General features: G+C 57.8%; 19 protein-coding genes and 1 pseudogene. 6 read left to right on the plus strand and 14 right to left on the minus strand.

The features are described 5' to 3' along the window. Window positions 1-17: 17 nt before the first annotated feature. The gene (locus tag JF535_RS15445) at window positions 18-3,197 is read left to right on the plus strand and encodes an efflux RND transporter permease subunit (RefSeq protein ID WP_207003963.1); all 3,180 of its coding nucleotides are present in this window, start codon (window positions 18-20) and stop codon (window positions 3,195-3,197) included. A gap of 102 nt (window positions 3,198-3,299) precedes the next feature. Here JF535_RS15445 and JF535_RS15450 read toward each other — a convergent pair whose 3' ends face one another. The 7 genes from JF535_RS15450 to JF535_RS15480 all read right to left on the minus strand — a co-directional run bounded on the left by JF535_RS15450 (window position 3,300) and on the right by JF535_RS15480 (window position 10,893). Beyond that, on the minus strand, window positions 3,300-3,764 hold the full coding sequence (locus JF535_RS15450) for an Mpo1 family 2-hydroxy fatty acid dioxygenase (RefSeq protein ID WP_066962878.1): 465 nt from the start codon (window positions 3,762-3,764) through the stop codon (window positions 3,300-3,302). A 505-nt stretch (window positions 3,765-4,269) separates the two neighbouring features. Beyond that, entirely contained in the window at window positions 4,270-5,883 is a 1,614-nt protein-coding gene (locus JF535_RS15455) for a polymorphic toxin type 46 domain-containing protein (RefSeq protein ID WP_207003964.1), read from the minus strand. Window positions 5,884-6,170: 287 nt separating this feature from the next. After that, window positions 6,171-6,683, minus strand: coding sequence for a macro domain-containing protein (locus JF535_RS15460; RefSeq protein ID WP_207003965.1), 513 nt, complete (start codon window positions 6,681-6,683; stop codon window positions 6,171-6,173). A 64-nt stretch (window positions 6,684-6,747) separates the two neighbouring features. Beyond that, window positions 6,748-8,223, minus strand: a complete 1,476-nt coding sequence (gene putP, locus JF535_RS15465; protein ID WP_207003966.1) for a sodium/proline symporter PutP — start codon at window positions 8,221-8,223, stop codon at window positions 6,748-6,750. Between the two features lie 300 nt (window positions 8,224-8,523). After that, on the minus strand, window positions 8,524-8,862 hold the full coding sequence (locus JF535_RS15470; RefSeq protein ID WP_207003967.1) for a hypothetical protein: 339 nt from the start codon (window positions 8,860-8,862) through the stop codon (window positions 8,524-8,526). 160 nt (window positions 8,863-9,022) lie between these two features. Further along, on the minus strand, window positions 9,023-9,952 hold the full coding sequence (ttcA, locus tag JF535_RS15475; RefSeq protein WP_207003968.1) for a tRNA 2-thiocytidine(32) synthetase TtcA: 930 nt from the start codon (window positions 9,950-9,952) through the stop codon (window positions 9,023-9,025). Window positions 9,953-10,206: 254 nt separating this feature from the next. After that, on the minus strand, window positions 10,207-10,893 hold the full coding sequence (locus JF535_RS15480) for an arylesterase (RefSeq protein WP_207003969.1): 687 nt from the start codon (window positions 10,891-10,893) through the stop codon (window positions 10,207-10,209). Between the two features lie 57 nt (window positions 10,894-10,950). On the opposite strand from JF535_RS15480, the gene JF535_RS15485 reads away from it, so the two are divergent. The 3 genes from JF535_RS15485 (at window position 10,951) to bioA (ending at window position 15,676) form a co-directional block, all read left to right on the plus strand. After that, window positions 10,951-11,712 (plus strand): ABC transporter ATP-binding protein, encoded by a 762-nt coding sequence (locus JF535_RS15485; protein WP_207003970.1) that lies wholly within the window; start codon window positions 10,951-10,953, stop codon window positions 11,710-11,712. Next, window positions 11,712-14,165 carry an ABC transporter permease gene (locus JF535_RS15490; protein ID WP_207003972.1) on the plus strand — a complete coding sequence of 818 codons (2,454 nt, stop codon included), beginning with the start codon at window positions 11,712-11,714 and terminating at the stop codon, window positions 14,163-14,165. The genes JF535_RS15485 and JF535_RS15490 overlap by 1 nt, the downstream gene beginning before the upstream one ends. Window positions 14,166-14,401: 236 nt before the next feature. Beyond that, window positions 14,402-15,676, plus strand: a complete 1,275-nt coding sequence (gene bioA / locus JF535_RS15495) for an adenosylmethionine--8-amino-7-oxononanoate transaminase (protein WP_207003973.1) — start codon at window positions 14,402-14,404, stop codon at window positions 15,674-15,676. A 34-nt stretch (window positions 15,677-15,710) separates the two neighbouring features. On the opposite strand, the gene JF535_RS15500 is transcribed toward bioA, so the two are convergent. Both JF535_RS15500 and JF535_RS15505 read right to left on the minus strand, forming a co-directional pair. Then, on the minus strand, window positions 15,711-16,322 hold the full coding sequence (locus JF535_RS15500) for a thioredoxin family protein (protein ID WP_207003974.1): 612 nt from the start codon (window positions 16,320-16,322) through the stop codon (window positions 15,711-15,713). A 64-nt stretch (window positions 16,323-16,386) separates the two neighbouring features. Next, the gene (locus tag JF535_RS15505; RefSeq protein WP_207003975.1) at window positions 16,387-18,417 is read right to left on the minus strand and encodes a protein-disulfide reductase DsbD family protein; all 2,031 of its coding nucleotides are present in this window, start codon (window positions 18,415-18,417) and stop codon (window positions 16,387-16,389) included. A 218-nt stretch (window positions 18,418-18,635) separates the two neighbouring features. On the opposite strand from JF535_RS15505, the gene selD reads away from it, so the two are divergent. Together selD and mnmH are read left to right on the plus strand one after the other, a co-directional pair. Next, the gene (selD, locus tag JF535_RS15510) at window positions 18,636-19,721 is read left to right on the plus strand and encodes a selenide, water dikinase SelD (protein ID WP_207003976.1); all 1,086 of its coding nucleotides are present in this window, start codon (window positions 18,636-18,638) and stop codon (window positions 19,719-19,721) included. Further along, on the plus strand, window positions 19,718-20,848 hold the full coding sequence (mnmH, locus tag JF535_RS15515) for a tRNA 2-selenouridine(34) synthase MnmH (protein ID WP_242524050.1): 1,131 nt from the start codon (window positions 19,718-19,720) through the stop codon (window positions 20,846-20,848). Before selD ends, mnmH begins: the two co-directional genes overlap by 4 nt. Window positions 20,849-20,945: 97 nt before the next feature. On the opposite strand, the pseudogene JF535_RS15520 reads toward mnmH, so the two are convergent. The 5 genes and pseudogenes from JF535_RS15520 to JF535_RS15540 all read right to left on the minus strand — a co-directional run. After that, window positions 20,946-21,263 (minus strand): annotated as a pseudogene (locus JF535_RS15520) (SMR family transporter); the annotation flags it as partial. A 228-nt stretch (window positions 21,264-21,491) separates the two neighbouring features. Continuing rightward, on the minus strand, window positions 21,492-21,884 hold the full coding sequence (locus JF535_RS15525) for a hypothetical protein (protein ID WP_207003977.1): 393 nt from the start codon (window positions 21,882-21,884) through the stop codon (window positions 21,492-21,494). A gap of 410 nt (window positions 21,885-22,294) precedes the next feature. Next, complete coding sequence (locus tag JF535_RS15530) at window positions 22,295-22,477, minus strand: hypothetical protein (RefSeq protein WP_207003978.1); 183 nt, start codon at window positions 22,475-22,477, stop codon at window positions 22,295-22,297. Between the two features lie 46 nt (window positions 22,478-22,523). Next, a complete protein-coding gene (locus JF535_RS15535; protein ID WP_207003979.1) occupies window positions 22,524-22,964 on the minus strand; it encodes a hypothetical protein in 441 nt (146 codons plus the stop codon). A gap of 124 nt (window positions 22,965-23,088) precedes the next feature. Beyond that, window positions 23,089-23,415, minus strand: a complete 327-nt coding sequence (locus JF535_RS15540; RefSeq protein WP_207003981.1) for a TonB family protein — start codon at window positions 23,413-23,415, stop codon at window positions 23,089-23,091. Window positions 23,416-23,596 lie beyond the last annotated feature (181 nt).

Here is a 23,596-nt window from a genome sequence, read left to right on the forward strand (position 1 = left end):
CCAGAGGCGCTCCTTCGATGGGTGGTGATACCAACCTGTTTATTCGTCGTCCCCGCTTTGCCTTTGTCATCGCGATCCTGATTACTTTTGCCGGCATTCTGGCCGCGATCGTCATGCCGGTGGATCAATACCCAGACATCGCACCGCCGAAAATTGCGGTGGTTGCCGCCTACCCCGGTGCAGACGCAGAAACCGTAAAGAATGCCGTCGCCATCCCCATTGAAGAACAGGTCAACGGTGCAGAAGGCATGGTCTACATGGCTTCAAATGCGGGCAGTGATGGCACCTACTCGCTGTTTATCACCTTCGGCATTGATGTCGACGCCGACATGGCGCAGGTCGACGTACAGAACCGGGTAGCACTGGCGGAACCCTCCCTGCCCCCCGAGGTGCTGAAACGCGGCATCAAGGTGCGCAAACGCTCTTCCGACATGTTGATGGTGGTCAACCTGTTCTCACCGGAAAATACATTTGATGGCATTTTCCTGTCCAACTACGCCTCCATTAACCTGCTCAGCGAACTGGCGCGGGTGCCCGGGGTCGGTGAAGCAAGAATCATCGGCGCGCTGGACTACGGTATGCGCGTGTGGCTGGACCCGGTCAAAATGGCCGGCCTCGAAATATCGGTGCCGGAAGTGCTCGCCGCCATCCGCGAGCAGAACGTACAGGCGGCAGTGGGCCAGTTGGGTGCACCACCTTCGCCGGACTCCACCCAGTTTCAGTACATTCTCAGCACCAAAGGGCGGCTCAGCTCGGAAGAAGAGTTCGGCAATATCGTATTGCGCGCCGATGACGAAGGCGCTGTGGTGCGCATCCGGGATATTGCGCGGGTCGAACTGGGAGCGCAGACCTATAAGGGGTTTGGTGAGTACAACAACGGTCCGGGCGTACTGCTGGCAATTTACAAACTGTCCGATGCCAATGCACTGGAAGTGGCCAACAGCGTAAAGGCGAAGGTCAACGAATTATCCGAATACTTCCCGGACGGCGTGGAGGCTGTGATTGGCCACGACACCACGGAGTTCATCTCGGTCTCGTTGGAAGAAACCGTCTATACGCTGATTATTACCATCATTCTGGTGATACTGGTTACCTACCTGTTTCTCGGCAACGTACGTGCGGCCCTGGTGCCCACTCTCGCGGTCCCGGTTTCCATCATCGGCACCGTAGCCGTGTTGTATGCGCTGGGCATGACCATCAATACGGTCACCCTGTTCGGGCTGATTCTCGCCATCGGCGTGGTGGTGGACGATGCGATCATCGTGGTCGAGGACGTGGAGCGCATCATGCACGATGATGGGCTCGACCGGAGAGCCGCCACCGCCAAGGCCATGAAGGAGGTGTCGGGGCCCATCGTCGCCACATCCATGGTGCTGGTCGCGGTTTTTGGCCCGACCATGCTGCTGCCGGGCATGACCGGAAGAATGTTCGGGCAATTTGGCACCACCATCACCGTGGCGGTGCTGATCTCCATGGTCAACGCCCTGACGCTCAGCCCGGCACTCTGTTCCACCATTCTCAAGGCCGGCCACAGTAAACCGAACTTTATCATTCGCGGGTTCAACAGCGGATTCACCCACGTTGCTGCGGGTTACCTGCGTGTGGTGGGTTGGCTCGCCGAACATATCCTCCTGAGCCTACTGCTGGTTGCGGCGCTTTTCGTCGCGCTCTTCTTGCTGTTTCAGCAGGTGCCCAGGAGTTTTATTCCCGACGAGGACAAGGGCTTCTTCATGGTCGACATCCAGCTACCGGAAGCCGCCGCACTGGGGCGCACCGCTGAGGTGGTTGACCATGTGAATGAGACCCTCATGCAGGATCCCGCCATAGACAAAGTACTCTCGGTGAATGGTTTCAGCCTGTTAAACGTCGCCCTGCAGTCCAATGCCGGCATGGTGATCGCCAAGCTCAAACCCTGGGATGAGCGCGAGGATCCAGCGAGTTCCCAGCAAGCGCTGCAAAAGAAATATCAGGCGCAATTCGCACAGCTGCCCGAGGCACAGGTGCTGGTCTTCGGCGCGCCCGCCATTCCGGGGCTGGGCGCCATGTCCGGGTTTTCATTCATGCTGGAAGACACGCAGGGCGTTGGCCCACAGGCGCTATTTGAGGTGGCGCAGGCATTTTCTGCCGCAGCCACCGAGCAACCGGAAATTGCCCGGGCGTTCTCCGTTTTCAAGGCAGGCTCGCCGCAAATCCGGCTCAATATTGATCGGGTCAAGGCCAAAACATTCGGCGTGAGGATCAGCGATATCTTCATGACACTGCAAACCCAGCTTGGCGCTATCTATGTCAACGACTTCAACCTGTACAACAAGACCTTCCGTGTCATGGTGCAGGCCGACTCCCGGTTCCGCCAGCAGGAAGCGGACCTGACCAAGCTGTATGTCGCCAACAACAAGGGGGAGCAGGTTCCGCTGAGCAGCCTTATCAGCACGGAGCCCACCCTCGGCGCCGTCACACTCAAGCGCTACAACACCTACGACGCGGCGAAAATCAGCGGTGGCCCCAATATCGCAGGCGGATACAGCTCGGGTGATGCCATGAATGCGCTGGAGCGCGTGGCCGATGAAACCCTGCCCGCAGGATTCAAATACGAGTGGTCCGACTCCAGCTACGAAGAACGTGGCGCGGGCAATGCTTCTGCCATCGCCATGGGGCTTTCACTGGTGTTTGTGTTCCTGTTTCTGGCGGCACTGTATGAATCGTTCATGACGCCCTTTGCAATTATCTTGTCCGTTCCGATTGCCATCATCGGCGCACTCCTCGCACTACTGATCGCACGCGAACCACTCAGCCTCTATGGGCAAATCGGCTTGGTTCTTCTCATCGCGCTGGCGGCCAAGACCGCGATTCTAATCGTAGAATTCGGCAAAACACAGCGGGAGGTGGAAAGGCTTTCCCTGCACGATGCGACCGTGATGGCGGCCCGGCTGCGCTTTCGTCCGGTCATCATGACCACGCTCTCATTTGTCGTAGGCACCATTCCACTGGTGATTGCCTCCGGCGCCGGGGCCGCGAGCCGGGTGTCCCTGGGCACCGCGGTGATGGGCGGCACACTGATGGCGTGCGTGGTGGGTACGCTGCTGGTGCCGATCTTCTTCAAGACGGTTCAGGGTCTGCGCGAGAAGGTGCACGGCGGAGAGACCGGGGAGCCGGTAGTAACGGAAGGCGATCCGGAGCGACCCTCCCACGCCCAGTGAGGTGCTCGCAAAAAGCACAGAGGACTTAGAGACTGGGATACGGGTGCCGACGTCGCATTCGCTGGCACCCGAGAGTAAGTGAGTCATCGCTCACGGGTTTACTCAGTAAGAAATACCGAGCTTGCGATACAGGAAACCGATCACCCAGGCCGGGCCGATCAGCAGAAACTGCAGGTCTTTGAAGAAAGAAGGCTTCTTACCCTCGATATGGTGCCCAATAAACTGGAACACCCACATCACCACAAACACCCCTACGGACCACCATAATACGCTCTGCCCACTCCGCTCCAGCGCACTGCACGCACCCAGACACAGCAAGGAAAGCGCGACCATTCCCAGCGCGAGAGGGAACGACATCACCAGGTAAAACAGCATCGTTGGGATCAGGGCCACCACCGCCCAGTTCAGCCACACCAGCTCCGCCATCCACTGGGGCTGCGGAATGGACCAGAAGAGGCCGACTACCGTCAGGTAAATCAGGGGCACCGCCATCCAGTGGATGGCTTTATTGGTGGGGTTTTGGTGGCTCTCGCCGTATTCATTAAGCCACTGGTCTGCTGTGCGCATGGTTTTCCCTCGCCTTGATTGTTATTTGGGTTTGGCTGTCGGGAATACTACCGCAGAACCAGAATAGACCAAGCGGTCACGAGCCGGCATCTCATTAAATTGAGGCAGCAGCTGTATTTCTTCGGTGGCAACTTCAAAAAAGCAACCTGGCCACACGATTCAACTTCTCTTTGACTAATGGCCAAATTCAGTGTGCCACTACACTTCCATTTTAAAATCCGCGCGACAAACTGCGAAGCTCATTGGTTACATTGTCCAACAGTTTTTTTGTGTTCAGTTCAGCCCCGGTCGAGAACTCTCGGGATGAAATTACTCCATAAGTGAACTCGTCGTTATCTTCCAGTTCAGAAACCGGGTTTTTTTTAGAGTCAGCCATCCTCTTAATGAAAATCATTTGATTCCTGATAGCCTCCAACGAGGATGACGTCCCATAAACATTAATTAAACCCTCCACAGAATGAAGAGCTTGATCCGCCGCTAGCGACAACGATTGAAAACTCATAAATTAATGTCCATTAAGCATTAAAAGATTGTCTTTCACGGCATCACTGACAAATAACTGTGTACCGCCACCTTTGGTCTGCACAGGATTACTCCGATTAGTCCAAGTATCAAGTATCGGCCTAGAGACACTTTGCAAGCCTGTTCCATTAGGAACCTTAAATGAAACTACATTTCTTCCTTCACCATTAATACCCAAACTATCAGGTGTTTGACCACCAATTGGATCCAGCCAATTTCCAGCACGCCCTCCCTCTCGTACATACTGGTGCATGACATCAGGTGGAGGAAATTCCACTATTGAAACAGGCTCCCTTAAGTCAACCCCCCCCTTACTGCCCACAAGAGGATCCCCAATAGCGTCAGAAATTTGGTTTTGAGTGAATCCATTACTTTCAAGGTAGTGTCGTGCCACTTTCGATCTGGCAGCAATGTGCTCCGGCGAGCGCCCTTTGGATTTAGCCAAATTTATTTCTTGACGAATCGGAACTCTACTGTTTCGTCGAGGCTTAGACTTTGGTGTAGAGGAAATAGGGTTCAGACGTGCTCCTGAGGGATCTATCGACTCAAATTCTGAGTAATCAGGACTCCCATTTTTCGCTCCTTTTGCTTTCATTAACCGCTTGCGCTGCTTCTGATACTTGGCAAAATCCAGCATAAGATCGCCTACATCCTTGAAACGAAACATCAGGCGGGCGTTTTTTGCCATCGCTGCGGCGGCGCCAACACCCCCGGTAAAAGCAGCCAGAACAATGGTGAGCACAATTTCAAAGACACCCGCACCGGCGAACTCTGATATTTCCAAACTATGCTGGGCTTTTACATAGTCTTTGGCAAAGCGACCGATGGCTCCGCGTAGTGCTGCGTCGTCGCAGACCAGGTGAGCTATTTCAAAGGCCTGTTTTAGCTGTTCTGCGGTGATCGTGGCAGGGTCGAATCCAAGCACATCCACGACTTCTTTTTTGACTTCCCCCTGGTATTCTCTACCGGATTCCCCGAAGCGTTTCTCATGGACGAAATAATCGTATGTAGCACCGAGCACCTGGGTTTGCATACGAATGGGGTTGATCACCATCGCCACTTCGGCGAGGTCTTTTGCCCATACCGCAAGCCCCCACACGGCGTCACCAAATCCCTGTGCGCCCCGGGAAAGATGCGCCCCCACTTTTTCAAGTGCACCGCGCTGCTCATGAACGGCCTGGATATGCGCTGCTTCGATACGCTCTTCCGCAACAATCTTCTGCAAAGACAGACGAATTTTTTGCCGAATATGAGACTGCCGCTCCTCCAGGATGGCCTCGCCCAGTGGCGCCTCTTCAATCAGGATCTGATGTCGGCGCACGGCGGTGTACACGGCTTTGTGTTCTTCAGAAAAATGCGCGGGGATACCGGGGAACTGAGCGACGTGTAGCGAAGACGTCTCGCCCACCGAAAGCGCGCTGACCATGCATTGCTGGTTGTGGGCCAGAAATTGCTCGAATATCTGATCCAGAGCCGTGGGAGGGAAGGACGTCAGCAACTCGGCGGAGGCATCGTTCTCGAATATCGTGCCGGGGCTTTGCCAACCTTCAACAGCCCGAAATCGCTGGCCAAACTTATTTTCTATATACACCTGCATGAAATTTCCCTTTCCATACGCAACGACACCAGTCGCAAAACCGGAACGGCAGTGCCAATTACGTAAATCCTTTAGGGAGAAATTCTAAAAGAAGCAAGGGGCCCGGCAAAGCCGGGCTTTAAGTGAAATGCTAAAAACCATGGAAAAAAAGCCGATTATTTTTGCAATTTTTCCTGACTGCTACGGCGGTCCCAATTAACGCTCGCGGCGCAACTTCCTTGTGGGCTGATTTGTACCGCTAACTGGTACACCCGCGAACCTGTCACGCACTGAACAGCCGCTCTGCATCAGCGCCGCACACAGGCATCCAGCTGCATCCGGTAAAGCTCGGCCATGTCATCATCAATACAGCAGAAAACAACGTGGCGTGGCCCTCCGTCTCTGTCGAGGTGATTTTGCACCTGCTCCACAGCTACCTCTACCGCCAGTTCTGGCGGGTAGTCGTAGACACCACAACTGATGGCGGGGAAGGCAATGGAATGGACGTTATCGCGACGTGCCATGGCAAGACACTGACGATAGCAGGCGGCGAGCAGTTCCGGTTCTCCGAGGTTTCCACCACGCCACACCGGGCCAACCGTGTGATAGATACGCTTGACCGGCAGGTGGTAGCCCGGCGTTGAGCGCACGTCTCCCACCGGGCAACCGCCGATACGGCGGCAGGCTTCCAGTAATTCGGGGCCTGCAGCGCGATGTATTGCGCCATCGACTCCGCCACCTCCCTGGAGCCTCTGGTTGGCTGCATTGACGATTACATCCACGTGCAACCGAGTGATATCACCGAGGTGTACTTCGATCACTCCCTATACTCCAACCACAGGCACCACCGGTCAGAAGCGCAACCCTGCGCACGTGCAATGATCGTTACCGCTTTTGCCCCAGCAACTGACGGTGGCGCGTTGATATTTCGTCAGGGCAATGCGTCAAAGCACTTACTAAAACAATAGCAGCTGCGGAGAGCACAAAACCCGGTAACAGCTCGTATATATCAAAGATGCCACCCGAGAGATGTTTCCAGACAACAACGGTTATACCCCCTACCAGCACGCCCGCGATGGCGCCAGCGCCCGTCATTCGTGACCAGTAAAGGCTGATGAGTATCGTGGGGCCGAACGCCGCACCCAGTCCCGCCCAGGCATACGCCACCACATCCAGCACTTTCGAATAGGGATCCATCGCCACCGCCACCGCAATCAGCGACAGCGCCACCACCGCCCAGCGGCCGACTTTCACAAGACTTTCCGAGGATACTTTTTTGCCAAACCAGACGTGGTAGATGTCTTCCGCCAGGGCCGCCGACGAGACCAGTAACTGGGAGTCCGCGGTACTCATGATGGCGGACAAGATCGCCGCCAGCAGCACACCGGCCACCAGCGGATGGAACAGCGCCTCCACCAGTGCCATAAAGATGCGCTCCCCGTCGGGCAACGTCTGCGCAAGTTCCAAGTGGCCGAACAGGCCGACACACATGGCCCCAAGGAAGCCCGCCAGCGACCACACCGCCGCTACGGAAGCCGCCACCGGCATATCGTCCGGGTGACGCAGCGCCTTGAAGCGCGCGAGAATATGCGGCTGCCCAAAGTAACCCAGGCCCCACGCCAGCGAACTCAGGATCGCAGCCACCCCAAGCGCCGTTCCCGAGCTGTCGGTCATCCAGTGCATCAACTCGGGGTGCTGCGCACGCATGGTAGCCACCGCATCTCCCAGCCCACCGTGGTCGGAAATCACCATAACGGGCACGATCACCAGCGCCAGACTCATCAGCAGCCCCTGGAACACATCGGTCCAGCTCACCGCGAGAAATCCGCCGAACAGGGTGTAGGAGATGACCGCCACCGCACCAATTACCACCGCCCACTGGTAATCCCAGCCAAACACCGTCTCAAACAGCTTGCCACCGGCAATCAGCCCCGACGCCACATAGAACAAGAAGAACAGCAGAATGAAAAATGCGCAGATGGTGCGCAGGTAAGGGTGACCCATATTGAAGCGACGATGCAGGTAGGCCGGCACCGTGAGGGAGTCATCCAGCGCGTAGCTGTAAATCCGCAGGCGCCGGGCCATGGTGGTCCAGCTCAGCACAATGCCGCTGAACAGGCCAATGGCGATCCATCCGGAAGACAGGCCACTGGCATAGGCAGCCCCCGGCAACCCAAGCAGCAACCAGCCACTCATATCCGAGGCACCGGCACTGAGTGCGGCTACCGCGGGCGGCAGTGAACGACCGCCGAGAAAGTAATCACTGGCATTTTTCGTGCGCTGGTAGGCGTAGACACCGATCGCGAGAATAAGGGCCAGATAGGCGATGAACGTTAAGGCGACAAGCCACTGTCCGGACATGTGGGATTCCCCGTCAGAATTGGCAGATAAAGCCACTCTCTGCTGAAGAATAGGCTCAATCCGTCGTTATTGGTCTTTATTGCGCGTAAATCTACCCATTTGCTGGCGTTTGCTCAATCCACAAACTAAACCAAGGGGGTAAGTTGCGTGAAAACAATCCGTTGATATGGCCACGGAACGGCCATTTCACCAAATGCAGTCAAGTTGCTGTCAGGGAATCGCGAAAGCACTATGGGTATTTGTTTAGACGAGCTGCGCCTGCTCGTGGTTCGCCCCACATTGAAACAGCTGCGCGCCTGGTCACCGGGGATGGAATCCCTGTTGCTGGGGACCGCCGCACAGGAATCCGAGCTCGGGTTCCACCTTAAACTGGGTGGCCGCCGCGGCATGGGTATATTCCAGATACTCCCCACCACACACCGGCAGATCTGGGATAAATACCTGATCAACTTCCCGGCGCTCGCCTCCAAAGTACGGGGCCTTGCCAGCCAGCGGGATTTTCTCCAGCACCCCCACGTCGAACTCGCCACCAACCTGCGCTACGCCACCGCCATCGCCTGGCTCATTTATCGCGCGGCCGGTGTCGAAAAAGTGGAGAGCGACAACCTGCCGAAGATGGCAAAGCTGTGGAAAAAACATTTTCACCACGGGCCCAGTGCCAGCCTGCGGGATTTCGTCGACAGTTACAGCAAACTGATTAGCGAGAGAAACACCGCCCCGACAACCAAAACAGCCGCGGCAAAGGCCACGGCTGCAACGCACGATACGCTATTGATCGAGGAAGGTGAACTGTCACCGACTAGAGATTGCGCGCCTCGATATACATCGGCGGTGCCGGCTCAACCGGCTCCTCCCGGGCGTCATCGGGAATCCAAGAATCCACCGACTGCTCGAGCGCACGTCCGTTCAACTCAGGCGCGGGTTTAGAGCGATCCAGCTCCAGGCTCTCGAAATCGTATAGATCCCGATCCGCCAGCTGTGACGGCGACACCCGCGTCAACGCCGCAAAAATATTATCACTGCGCCCCGGGAACTTGCGCTCCCACTCCGCCAGCATCCCCTTGATCGCCTGCCGCTGCAAATTCTCCTGACTGCCGCACAGGTTGCACGGAATAATCGGGAAATTCTTGTGCTCGGCAAAATCAATCAGGTCGGATTCGCGGCAATAAGCCAGCGGGCGAATCACAATATTGCGCCCGTCATCCGCGCGCAGTTTCGGCGGCATGGCCTTCAGCCTGCCACCGTAAAACATATTCAAAAACAGCGTCTCGACGATGTCATCCTTGTGATGCCCCAGCGCCACCTTGGTTGCCCCAATCTCCTCGGCAAAACCATACAGCGTACCCCGTCGCAGCCGCGAACAGAGGCCACAAGTGGTCTTACCCTCCGGCACCACCTCTTTCACCACACTGTACGTGTCCTTGTTCACGATGTGGTAAGGCACCCCGATCGACTGCAGGTATTCCGGCAGAATGTGCTCCGGGAACCCCGGCTGCTTCTGATCCATATTCACCGCCACCAGCTCAAAGTGCACCGGCGCCGTCTTCTGCAGGTTCATCAGGATTTCCAGCATCGCGTAGGAATCCTTACCTCCGGACAGGCACACCATCACCTTGTCGCCCTCTTCAATCATATTGAAGTCGGCGATGGCCTTGCCCACATTGCGACGCAGGCGCTTTTGCAGCTTGTTGAATTCCAGCCGCTCGCGGCGGTTTTCCAGATCAGACATGGGGTAAATCTCAAACTCCCGAGCGACAACGGTTCGCTGGCGCCGGCTACGAAGTAATTCAGTTGAATGCGAAGGCGCTGACGCCGGGTAAACCTTTGCGGGACCGTCTGTGGCCATGGATGGCCACAGCCGAGCGTTCATGGATGAACTCGTAGCGTGTCCCGCAAAGGTTTACCCGGCGGCAGCGCCGCCACTAGCCCAAGCGACGAAGCCCTGGGCCAGCAAAAATCAGGGCGCGATTGTACGCTTTCCGATCAAGAAGTGCACAGGCTATCGGACCGCACGTCCTCATTGCCTTTTAATATGATTTCCAGGCACGGCCACACATGCTCTAGCAGCGCCGGCTGTGCCTTCGCCGTCGGGTGAATACCATCGGTCTGCATCGCACCCTCCTCCAGCGCCACCGTCTCCAGGAAGAACGGCACCAGCGGCACCTGCTCCGCCTCCGCCACCTTCGGAAACACCGCCGCAAACGCCCGGGTGTACGCCTTACCGTAATTGGGCGGCATCTGCATCCCCAACAACAACACCTCCGTACCCTGCGCCCGCGCCAGCTGCACCATCCGCACCAGATTCTGCTGCAACGCCCGCGGCGGGTAGCCGCGCAGCCCATCATTACCGCCCAGCTCCAGCACCAGCCACGCTGGCGAATGCTCGCTCAGCAGCCGCGGCAAACGCGCCAGCCCACCGGCCGTGGTCTCCCCGCTGATACTCGCATTCACCACCTTCACCGGCAGCCCCTGCTCCGCCAGGCGGTCGCGCAGCAACTGCACCCAGCCCTCGCGCTCATCGATCCCGTAGGCCGCGCTGATACTGTCGCCCAGCACCAGCAGCGTATCCCGTTCATCCGCTTTGGCACCCGCGACGTAAAACAACACGATCAACAGCAGGCCACGCGAGATAAAACCGGGCCCAAGATACCGGAAAAAAACCGCCGCCATGTCATACTCTCCACAACTAATCTAAAGCGCATTTTGCAGAAATTTCAGGGACTTGCCATGTCAGTGATGCTCAAAGCCGAAAATCTCCACCACCGCGTCAGCACCAGCGAAGGCCCGCTGACCCTACTGAACGACATCTCCCTGCAGCTCCCCGCCGGCCAGAGTCTCGCCATCACCGGCGCGTCAGGCTCCGGCAAATCCACCCTGCTGGGCCTGCTGGCAGGGCTCGACCGCCCCACAGAAGGCAAAATCTGGCTCGCTGGCGAAGAAATCACCGCCATGGACGAAGAGCAGCGCGCCGCCCTGCGCGCACGCTGCGTGGGCTTCGTATTCCAGACCTTCCAGCTACTGCCGGGCCTCACCGCGCGGGAAAACGTGATGCTGCCGAGCGAGTTGCGCGGTGAGCGCAACGCCGGCAAACGCGCCGAGGAATTCCTCGAACGGGTGGGCCTGGGTCACCGCCTGCACCACTATCCACGACAGTTGTCGGGCGGCGAGCAGCAGCGAGTGGCCATCGCCCGCGCCTTCTGCAGTATTGCGGCCGGCGAACGCGGCACCGCGGGTACCACTTCGACCGCGAACAACGGCATTCTGTTCGCCGATGAACCCACCGGCAGCCTCGACGCCCACAACGGCGAAAAAGTCATCGACCTGCTGTTCGACCTCAATGCCGAAAACGGCACCACCCTGGTGCTGGTCACCCACGAGCAGCGCCTTGCCGAACGCTGTGGCGCCCACCTGCGCATGACCGCTGGTGAAATCACCACCGCCGACATTCCCGACTCGTACCTGGGCGACCAGGCGGAGGTGTCTGCCTGATGCTGCCACTTCGACTACTCAGCCGTGACTGGCGCGGGGGAGAGCTGGCACTGATCGCCAGCGCGCTGGTCCTCGCCGTCGCCTGTGTCACCGCCATCGCGCACTTTTCCGACCGCCTGACCCGCGCCATGCACATTCAGTCGCAGAGCTTCCTCGCCGCCGAACAGGTGCTGAGAAGCAGCAAGGAAGTCCCCCAGGCATGGCTCGACAAGGCCGATGAACTTGGACTGGAACGGGCCAAAACGGTCACCTTCGCCTCGATGCTCTCCGCCGGCGACGAATTCCAGTTCGCCTCGGTAAAGGCAGTCAGCGATGACTACCCGCTGGTGGGCCACCTGGAAATGCGCCCCGCCGCCGACAGCGAACCCCGCGTGGTTCAGCAGGGCCCGGCACCCGGCGAAGTCTGGCTGGAAGCGCGCCTGCTGCCACTGATGCAACGCAACATCGGCGACCAGCTACAGCTGGGCGACGGCAGTTTCACCATCAGCGGCATCATCGACCACGAGCCGGACCGCGGCGCCAACCTCTTCTCCATGGGCGCGCGGGTGATGATGCACACCAGCGACCTCGCCGCCACCAACATCCTGCAGCCCGGCAGTCGCGTCAACTACCGCTACCTGCTCGCCGGCGACGATGCCGCGCTGGAAACCTACCTGAAGTGGCTGCGGCCCAAACTGACCCTGCACGAGCACATCACCGACCTCAAGGAAGGTCAGCCGCGGGTCGCCAAGGCACTGGAGCGCGCGGAAAGCTTCCTGTACCTGGCAGCCAGCCTCGCGGTACTGCTCGCCAGCGTCGCCGTCGGCCTCGCCGCGCGCCGCTACGGGCTGCGCCACGCCAACTACGTCGCGGTGATGAAAAGCCTCGGTGCCGGCAAGCACAAAATCCTCGGCATCTATCTCGGCCAGATGAGCGCGCTCGCCATCATCGCCACGGTGATCGGCCTCGCCGTCGGCTCCATTGTGCAATCCCAGGCGGTCAACCTGCTCGCCGGCTTCTTCCCCGTCACCCCGCCACCCAGCAGCTGGCAACCGCTGCTGGTGGGCATCGCCACCGGCCTCGCCTGTGTCATCGGCTTCGCCCTGCCGCCACTGTTCCGCCTGGCGCAGACCGATCCCATGCAGACCCTGCGCCAGGACTGGAGCAACCCCGACAAGCGCGAGTGGTTCGGCCTGATTCCCGGCCCGCTATCCATGCTGCTGCTGATCTGGTGGCTCTCCGGCAGCCTCGCCACCACCCTCGCCCTGCTCGCCGGTCTCGGCCTGCTGGTGGGTGGCAGCGCGGTGGTCAACCGCTTGCTGGTACGCGGCAGGCTCGCCGCCCTCGGCGGCAGCTGGCGCATTGCACTGGGCAGCCTGCAACGCCGGGCCGGCTTCAACACCCTGCTGATTGCCGCCTTTGGCACCGGTCTACTCGCCATGCTCGCCATGTTCTACGCGCGCACCGCGCTGATCGACGAGTGGAAAATGCAGCTGCCGGAAAACGCGCCCAACCACTTCCTGGTCAACATCGCCCCCTACGAACTCGACGGCGTGAAGCAGCGCGTCGCCGACAAAAACCTGGAGGGCACCGAGTTCTATCCCATGGTGCGTGGCCGCCTCATCGCCGTAAACGGCACCCCGGTGACCGAACGTGAAAACAAAGACGGCGCTATCCGCCGCGAACTCAACCTCAGCTGGACCAACACCCTCCCCGCCGACAACAAGATCGTCGCCGGCGAATGGTGGAGCGAAGACCTGACCGAGGGTGTCTCGGTAGAAGTCGAAGTCGCCGCACGCCTCGGCCTCAGCCTCGGCGACGTGCTGCGCTTCTCCATCGGCGGACTGGAAACCGAATCCACCATCACCAGCCTGCGCACCCTCGACTGGAACAGCATGCGCCCCAACTTCTTCATGCTGTTCGCCCCCGGCAGCCTGGAAAACTTCCCGGCCACCTACATCCAGAGCTTCTACCTGCCGCCGGAGGACAAACTGTTCGTCAACGAGCTGGTGAAAAACTTCCCCAGTGTCAGCATCATCGAACTGGACAAAATCCTCGACAATATCCGCGAAACCATCGGCCAGGTCGCCATCGCCATCGAGTCCGTACTCGCCCTCATGCTCATCGCCGGGGTCCTGGTACTGATCGCCGGCGTCCGCGCCAGTATCGCCGAACGCTTGCAGGAGGCCGCCGTCATCCGCACACTGGGCGGCCGCAGGCAACTGCTGGTGCGCAGCCTGATGATCGAATTCGGATTACTGGGCATTGCGGCCGGCTTACTTGCGGCGTTTGGCACCGAGGCCACGCTGGCGGTGCTTTCGCAGCGGGTGTTTGAGCTGCCGTTTAACTTCCATCCGGGACTCTGGCTGCTGGGGCCGCTGGTTGGGGCATTGCTGGTTGGCACTGCGGGTACGCTGGCGTGTCGCAGCGCGGTTAGTCAGCCGCCGCTTAAAGTTCTGCGGGAATTGGCTTGATTACCGGCTTCATAGTGCTGGATTCCGGCCTGCGCCGGAATGACGGTAGAAGAAAGCTTACGAAGCAATAAAGTACAACGCGAAGGCAGAGCGCCGGGGATGGGGTTTCAGGGGCGTCGGCGACAGGACGTCGCCGCCGCAGCGCCCAGGGATGGATTCACAGGGGGGCGCCTAGCTCGGTCCTGAAACCCCATCCCCGGTGCTTTGCCGCCACTAAACAAGACCAAAGCACCCAAATGATGGATTTAGAGTTCGATAAAAACCACATCTGGCACCCCTACTCCTCCCTGATCAATCCCCCGCCGGTTTACCCCATCACCAGAGCGGAAGGGGTCAGGATTTATCTGGAAGACGGCCGCGGGCTGATCGACGGCATGAGTTCCTGGTGGAGCACCCTGCACGGCTACAACGTCCCCGAGCTGAACGCCGCCATGCAGGCACAGATGGAAAAAATGAGTCACGTCATGTTCGGCGGACTCACCCACGAACCCGCCATCGAACTCTGTAAAAAGCTCGTCGCCCTCACGCCGGAACCACTGCAGAAAGTCTTCCTCGCCGACTCCGGCTCCGTCTCCGTCGAAGTCGCCATCAAAATGGCCCTGCAATACTGGCACTCCCAGGGCAAACCCGAAAAAAACAAACTGCTGGCCCTGCGCAACGGCTACCACGGTGACACCTTCGGCGCCATGGCCACCTGTGACCCGGTCACCGGCATGCACCACCTGTTCGCCAGCCAGCTCACCCAGCACCTGTTCGCCCCGGCGCCCGAACCCAAATTCGGCGAGCCCTGCGACGAACAGCACACCACTGAGCTTGCACGACTGATCGAACAAAACCACGCGCACCTCGCCGCAGTCATCCTCGAGCCGATCGTGCAGGGTGCCGGCGGCATGCGTTTTTATTCCCCCGAGTATCTCAAGCGGGTACGGGCCCTCTGCGACCAGTACGACCTGCTGCTGATCGCCGACGAAATCGCCACCGGATTTGGCCGCAGCGGAAAAATGTTTGCCTGCGAGCACGCCGGAATATCGCCCGACATTCTCACCCTCGGCAAGGCACTGACCGGTGGCACCATGACCCTGGCCGCAACCCTGTGTACCGATAAAGTCGCCGATGGAATCTGTAACGGAGAGGCGGGCGTTTTCATGCACGGGCCCACGTTCATGGGCAACCCGATGGCCTGTGCCGTAGCCAATGCCAGTATCGATCTGCTGCTACAGCAAAACTGGCACCAACAGGTCAGCGCAATCGAAACACAGTTGAAGAAAGAGCTGGCGCCACTGAACGACGCCGCCGGTGTGGCCGATGTACGCGTTCTCGGCGCCATCGGTGTGGTGGAGATGAAGCAGCCGGTGGACAACAGGACACTGCAGGAGAGCCTGATCAAACAGGGCGTTTGGTTGCGCCCCTTCGGCAAGCTGGTGTACACCATGCCACCCTACGTCATCGACACCGGCGATCTGAGCCAGCTCACTGGCGCCATGACCACTACACTCGCCCGCATAAAATAATGGCGGCCCGGCGTAAACCGGGCGCGTCACTCACTCAGTATTTAACGCTGCATCCGTAAGCGCGGGACGAGGCAACCGCGATCGCCTCGCCAGCCATGGACGCATCCAGTGCTGCGGCGACATAATTCGAAGACTTGGGGATTACCGCCGGATTGGCCGAATCATTGTCATCGATGGCCCCCGCGTACACCACCTGCCCTTCCGGATTGATGATAAACATGTGCGGTGTTGTCTTGGCGCCATAGGCGCGCCCCATGCTGCCGTCAGCGTCCAGCAGGAACGGCGCGGTTGCACTCAGGTTGTGACCTTCAGCTACCGTCATTGCCTGCGCAGGCTCCAGATAACCCTGCTTGCCTTGCGCAGAAGAAATCACGGTCAGCCAGTTGATGTCCTGGTCCGTGTACTTCTTCTGCAACGCCTGCATATTGCCGCTGCCGTAGTGTTTCTTCACATAGGGGCAGTCCTTGTTGAACCACTCCAGCACCAGCCACTGGCCTGCATAGTCCTCCAGGCTGTGGGTCTTGCCCGCGGCATCCACTTCACTGAAATCCGGGGCCTTGGCACCCGGCACCGCCGCGGCCAGCGACACGCTCGGCAGTATCAACAGCGCAGCGCCACCCAGCATGCCCGCCAGCAACTGACGCATTGAATCTTTATCACTTCGAGTTTTAGTCTTCACGTTTACGCATCCTCTCTGGTTGAAAGTTCCACTAGTCGTCCGTAAAAAGGGCCTCGATCATATCCGCCTTCAGGATTTGCGGGAGCAGCACCGGCGTGCGCTCACCGGGCGCATACCATGCATATACCGGTACCGAATTTCTACCCAGCTCACCCAGGGCGCGGGTGATTTCCGGGTTCTGGTCCGTCCAGTCGGCGCGCACCAGATACACATCGTGCTGACGGAACAAGGCCTCAACCTCATCCGACTCCAGCACCAGTTTTTTGTTCACCTGACAGGTAATGCACCAGGCCGCGGTGTAATCGATAAATACCGCCTGCTCCCGTGCCAGCGCCTGCCCGATCGCATTGCGATCATAGGGTTGCCAACCCGTCTGCGACTCCACCGCGACCGGGCTCACGCCCGCATCCTGCAAGCGGTTGGCCGCACCAAAACTCACCACCAGCGCAACCAGCATTAACCCCCAGGCAATCCAGCGGCTGCCGCGGAACTGGTGACGCCCAAGCCAGAACGCAAACACGACCGCCAACATCAACAGTGCGCCGATCAACCATCCACTCTCCCCCACAAGCCGGCCCAATACCCACAACAGCCAGATCACGGTGGCGTACAGCGGGAACGCCAGGAACTGGCGCAGAGTTTCCATCCACGGGCCGGGCGCCGGCAGTCGGTTGAGCAGGGCGGGAAACGCGCACAGCAAGACAAACGGCAGCGCCAGACCAAAGCCGAGCCCGAGGAAAATCGCCATCGCACCGTAGGCCGGCAGCAGGGTTGCCGCCCCCAGCGCAGCGCCCATAAACGGCCCGGTGCACGGTGCCGCGACAAACACCGCAAGGATGCCTGTCACAAAGGCGCCACCGCGGCTATTGCCCGCAAGATTCATCAGGCGGTGGCCAAATTCATACAGCCCACTAAAGGACAGCGCCATCACCCAGAACAGCAAAATCAGCCCAAGCACCACCGGCGCAGATTGCAACTGGAAGCCCCAGCCAATGGCCGCACCGCCGGCACGCAATATCAGCAGTAACCCGCCCAGTGCAGCAAACGTCACCAGTACTCCGGCGGCATACCGCAGGCCCTCCTTGAGCCGCCCGGCGGCTGCGGCTTCCGGGCCCATCAGCCCGAACAGCTTGATCGACAGTACCGGGAACACACAGGGCATCAGGTTGAGAATCGCACCGCCGGCAATGGCGGCCAGCACCAGAAGCCACAGAGGCTGACCAGCGCCCGCGGACTGGGGCTGCGAACCCGGTGCGCTGGAGGAAGCAGGCTGGATGGCAAGGTCATCCAGCTGCCAGGCGCGTGTCCCATCGCTGACCACGAACCCGGTGCTGGGGGTTAGCGCGGCACCCGGCACACGCTCGAAGGTATAGCGAATGATGTCGCCCGAACGCTCGAGCTGCGGCGCCTTGGCGGTAAGCAGACCGCCATCCAGGGGAAATACCTGCGGGGGTGGCGGCTCACTGGCGCCCTCGCCCGCTTGCAAAATCAGTTGCAGGGAATCGCCTTGCGCGGCGGCGGACAGGTTGCTCACCGCCCAGGGGAAGCTTTGCCCAGCGGCTGGCTGGGGCACACGCGCGGCAAAGCGATCGCGCAATTGTCGGTCCTGAGCCGGCCACTGTGCACGCTCACCCACCGGGCGCGACAGCGTCATATTGCCGTAGCCGGGAATGCAATCCACCTTGCACACCAGCCACTCCAGGTTCACCACAATTTCCATGCGTGACGCCGCCGGTGTCACCGTGAACAGATAGGCCACATCACCCTCGTAGCCGAGATTGGTGAGATGCTCGATAGGCAGCCGCACCGGGAACGGCCACTGGATATCCCCCACCTCGCCACTGGCGCCCACAAAGTCAAACCGTGGCGCGGCGCCGGAATCTCCCGCATTGCGCCAATAGACATGCCAGCCGGGATCCACCTCGAAATAAAACCCGATGGTTTCCTGTCCCGGCCCAAAAGTCTCGGGCGCCAGCCAGCGTACCTTGACGTGATCGCCGCTGGCGGTCTCCTGCGCCGAGACCACAGTGCTGCCAAGCCCGGCAGCCAGCAGGACTGTCATGGCGAAAACGAGAGAAAACGCGCGATTCACACACCTTGGCAACAAAAGGCACCCCACCTTAAAACGTAAAAACAATCCAGCTCAGACCTTCTTATACTCACCAGTCATTCAAATGGATTGCAACGGCCCCTGCAAGCAGGATTCAGGGGATTCTGGTGAAGAATGTATCCGCGCGCCATCGGCTGGTAACATCCCGCTATCTGACGCGTGGAGCCCCCATGAACGATCCCCAAAACCCCGACACATTCGCTGAGACCACAACCGCACCTGTGCGCCTGACGCAATACAGCCATGGCGCCGGCTGTGGCTGCAAAATCTCCCCTGCGGTGCTGGACAGGATTCTCGCTGATAGCGGCAATCCGTTCGATGATCCCAACCTGTGGGTAGGCAACAGTGCGCGCGACGATGCTGCGGTGTACGCCCTCGACGATACCCGCGGAGTGGTATCCACCACCGACTTCTTCATGCCCATTGTGGATGATCCCTTCGACTTTGGCCGCATCGCCGCCACCAACGCGATCAGCGACATATATGCCATGGGCGCCGACCCCCTGATGGCCATCGCGATACTCGGCTGGCCCGTCAATCTGCTGCCACCGGAAGTCGCGCGCGAAGTCATTCGCGGCGGCCGTGCAGTGTGTGCCGAAGCCGGTATTCCATTGGCCGGCGGCCACTCCATCGACGCACCCGAACCGATATTCGGTCTGGCAGTTACCGGCGTTGTGGAGAAAGCGCTATTGAAACGCAACGATACTGCGACCGCAGGGTGCCGGCTGTACCTGACCAAACCACTGGGCATTGGCATACTGACCACAGCCGAAAAACAGGGAAAACTGCGCGCACAGGATGCAAACACAGCCCGCGACCTGATGTGCACACTCAACCGCGCCGGCAGCCGCTTCGCACGTATTCCCGCCGTCACGGCCATGACCGATGTCACTGGCTTTGGACTACTTGGCCACCTGGTCGAGATGGCCGATGGCAGCGGACTCACCGCCATGCTCGACTTTTCTGCCGTACCGCGTATCGCCGGGGTTGAACACTACCTCGAGCACGGCTGCGTACCCGGTGGCAGCGGGCGTAACTTCGACAGCTACGGGCATCGCGTACAGCTGGCAGAAGAACAACAAAAACGACTGCTCGCCGACCCCCAAACCAGTGGTGGACTACTCGTAGCCGTCACCCCGGAAGGAGAGCCCGAATTTCTTGCCGCCGTCGCGGAAGCCGGCCTGCAGCTTTCCCCCATCGGCACGCTGGTCGCCCGGGATAGCGCCGCCGAGACACCTGCGGTCATCGTGCGATGAGCAAAAGCCCCAGCATGAACAATATCTCCAAACCGCGCCCGGACAGCGAGAACTACCGCGATATCTTTTTGCGCGACCTTCCGCTAATCGACACCCGCGCCCCCACGGAGTACAGCAAGGGCTCTTTCCCCACCGCGGTCAACTTACCGCTCATGACCGACGCCGAGCGGCAAAAGGTCGGCACCTGCTACAAACAGCATGGTCAGCAAGCGGCCATCTCCCTCGGCCACACGCTTGTCCGCGGGAAAATAAAACAGCAGCGGGTGGACCGGTGGGCGGAGTTTGCTCAGGCGAACCCCCAGGGCTACCTGTTTTGCTTTCGCGGCGGACTGCGCTCCCAGATCAGCCAGCAATGGCTACATGAAGCCGGTGTCGACTACCCCCGCATCACCGGCGGCTACAAGGCAATGCGGAGTTTTCTCCTTCAGGAAATTGAGAGTGCCGTGCAGCAATGCCAGTTTATCCTGGTGGGTGGCATGACCGGCACCGGCAAGACCGAAGTGCTCGCGCAACTGGAGAATGCGGTGGACCTAGAAGGCCACGCCAACCATAGGGGGTCCAGTTTCGGCAAACGGGCAACGGCGCAACCGCCACAAATCGGCTTCGAAAACGCACTGGCCATCGACCTGCTAAAACGGCGCGCCGCTGGCCAGCAGCAGTTTGTACTGGAAGATGAAAGCCGGCTGATCGGAAAATGCTCGATTCCATTTTCCCTACATCAGCGCATGGCCACACTGCCCATCGCCTGGCTGGATGACGCATTCGAAAACCGCGTCGAGAGAATCCTGCGGGATTATGTGATTGACCTGTGCGCTGAGTTCATCGATTGCTTCGGCACAGAAGAGGGACCAGAAAAATTCGCCACCGCACTACTGCAAAACCTGTCAAAAATATCGAAGCGCCTTGGCGGCCAACGATATCAGGAACTTCAGGCAATCATGCAACAGGCCTTGCAGGTTCAAAGCAGTAACGGCGATGTCGAACATCACCGCGAATGGATAACCCGCCTCCTGCGTGACTACTACGACCCCATGTACGACTACCAGATATCACAGAAGTCTGACCGCATAATCTTTCGTGGCGATCAAACAGCAGTGGTGGAGTTCCTCAAGGCAAACCATGCATAAGGCAAGGCGTTCTGTAGAAAACCGATATATCGCGATATCAACCGCTGGCCGATACTAAAGTTAGCCGACTTCTTGAGATACCAACGCTTGTTAAATGCTAATGGGCACTGACCTTTGAGAAAAGATTTATGACGGCTACGCCAGAAATTATCAATGCCATGCCAATTACACTCGCCACATCCAATTTTTGACCAAACATTATCCAGCCTAAAATTGAAATCAGTACAATACCTAAACCAGCCCAAATTGCATAAGCGATGCCAACAGGAATTGCCTTTAAGGCCAGTGAAAGAAAATAGAATGCGAAGGCGTAACCCAGAACAACAACCACGCTAGGCCAGAATTTTGTGAAGCCCGAACTGGCCTTCAGGCTCGATGTTGCGATCACCTCAGCAACAATAGAAACGCCAAGAAAAAAACCAACTTTTCACAAAAATTATCCTTATAAAAATGCACCGAGAAGGTTACTAAAATGGCTGCATAAAGTTCAGTTTCATTATATCCGGCTACCTATGCGCAATTTTCAGAGCTCATTTAACGCCGTGCGCAGCAGCGGCTTACTTTGTGTGCTTTTTGCACGAAAATGGGAGCGCAGTGACCGTGCAAAAAGTGCACAAAGTAAGACGTCAGCTGCCGCACCTTGTTATGCATCTAAGGCCCCGAAAATACGCACCTTTTCTCGTTTATACAGATTTATTGTGAAATATCCCCAATAAGTACCTATCGCGCCTGCTAATAGAATCAGTAAGAGTGTGAGCTGCGAGCCCACGTTGGACGCAATGGCAATGTAAGCTGCTAGTGCGCCAGCCAAAAACGCTATACAAGTTACCCAACGATACATCGGTACGTGAGCAAGTAGCGCCTTTACAACGCGATCAAAGAACGTAGTAATTGAGAACAAGAGGACGGGAATGCCTAAAATATATCCACCGCCTGCGATGAAAGTCACTCCTAGAACCATGAACAGATAGCCCGAGAAGATTCCTTTAAATAGGGTAAAGAGATCCCACCCATCTGTACTTGGTAAATTACTCATATTTAAGATGCATAACGCCCAGCGCAGGCGCAGCCAGCGCGGAGCACATTTTGTGTTAATGTTTGAGCGCCAGCGAGCAACACAAAAGGTGCGTAGCGTTGGCTGTCGCTCTGCCGCTGATTGTTATGCACTACTCGCTAGGAGCCTGGAAAATAGCTTGCCCCGAGACCAGACAATGTTTTGCTCCATCTATGGAAAACATTGCTTCACACTGGCTTCTTGAATCTGGCCACTCTTCCATTACGCTATTTATTAAATTTACTTTCTCGGAGATATCGCTACTACCGAGGTAATAGAAAGTAAAGTTACCACGATTCGAGTACGCGGTTACTATACAAAACCGTACACGGCATGAATTTACCACTCTTTCTGAGTTTACTCGATCAATGCTCCATAGAATGAACTGCTGCTCATAAAAACTCTTTATCTGAGGCTTGAAAACCAGTGCAGTAAGGATCAGAAAAGCCAGAATCAATACCACTAACATCTTCCTTGATGTGCTCATGCAACTCTCCGTATTGCATAACGCCGCGCTCAGGGGCGGCTTGCTTTGTGTATTTTTTGCGCAACAATGGAGCGAAGCGACGGCGCATAAAGTGCACAAAGTAAGCCGTCCCGTTGCAGCGCATTGTTATGCGCTTACTCTGAGCGCCATAGGACCTCTGTTAAAACTGGAAACTCACCGTAACTCAGCACGATTTCTTTTTCCAAACTGTCATTTAACCCGCTAAATCCAAGGTAAACATAGTGATCGAAGCAACCCTGCACCATAATGTCTCCCTGCTTAGGTCTTACCTTTACCACCTCTAAATCATTGAATTCATAAGGCAGCTCATTATTTTGTAGCCTGGAGTATCCACCGAATGGCGTATCTTCACTCAGAGAGTAGTTATGCATTTGATGGTAGAGCAACTCCAAACGCTCTTCAGATAATGAGCGTGCATATCTAACAGCCTCAGAGTCTTCATCACAAGAAGGACGGTCCCAGCCAAAAATAAACCCACCGAGAATGAAAAAGAATAAGCAAATACCAAGAAATGCCGAGGTTAAGATTCCTATAAGTTTGAGAGTAAACTTCATCAGTCTCTACGCATAACGCCCAGCGCAGGCGCAGCCAGCGCGGAGCGCATTTTGTGTTAATGTTTGAGCGCCAGCGAGTAACACAAAAGGTGCGTAGCGTTGGCTGTCGCTCTGCCGCTGCTTGTTATGCATTGCGCTGGCACTTATGTTTGGGCTTAAACTCCAGGACTTTGTTGTACGTGTCACCTACAACGTAAGTTCCTTTTTTGAACCGGTACTTGCTTAGCGTCTTGATGGCGGCTCTATTGAATATTTCCGTTTCTGCCTTGACGACCTTTATATTTTTAGCCTCTCCAGCTTCATCAATTTGGAAGGCTAGCTTTACTGATCCCGATAGCTCTCTACAAACCGGAGGCATTGGGTAGATTGGCTCTATCTCCTCAACTGCCTCTTGGGCAACCGAGATCGCTGAAGAAAAGACCAAACTAAGTGTAAGTACGAATTTTCTCATTACTGATGCATAACGCCGCTAGCAGGGGCAGCCGGAGCGCAGCGTAGGCTGTCCAGCCCGGGGCCCCGCAGGGGCCTTGGGCGATCTTGCCTAGCCTGGTTATTGCGGCCGCACTCTGAACCAGCTACTAGCACTATGCCAGCCACGACTTGGCTGGCCACTGCCTAAAATTTACGAGGAA

It is taken from the genome of Microbulbifer salipaludis (assembly GCF_017303155.1).
Classification (GTDB): Bacteria; Pseudomonadota; Gammaproteobacteria; order Pseudomonadales; family Cellvibrionaceae; genus Microbulbifer; species Microbulbifer salipaludis.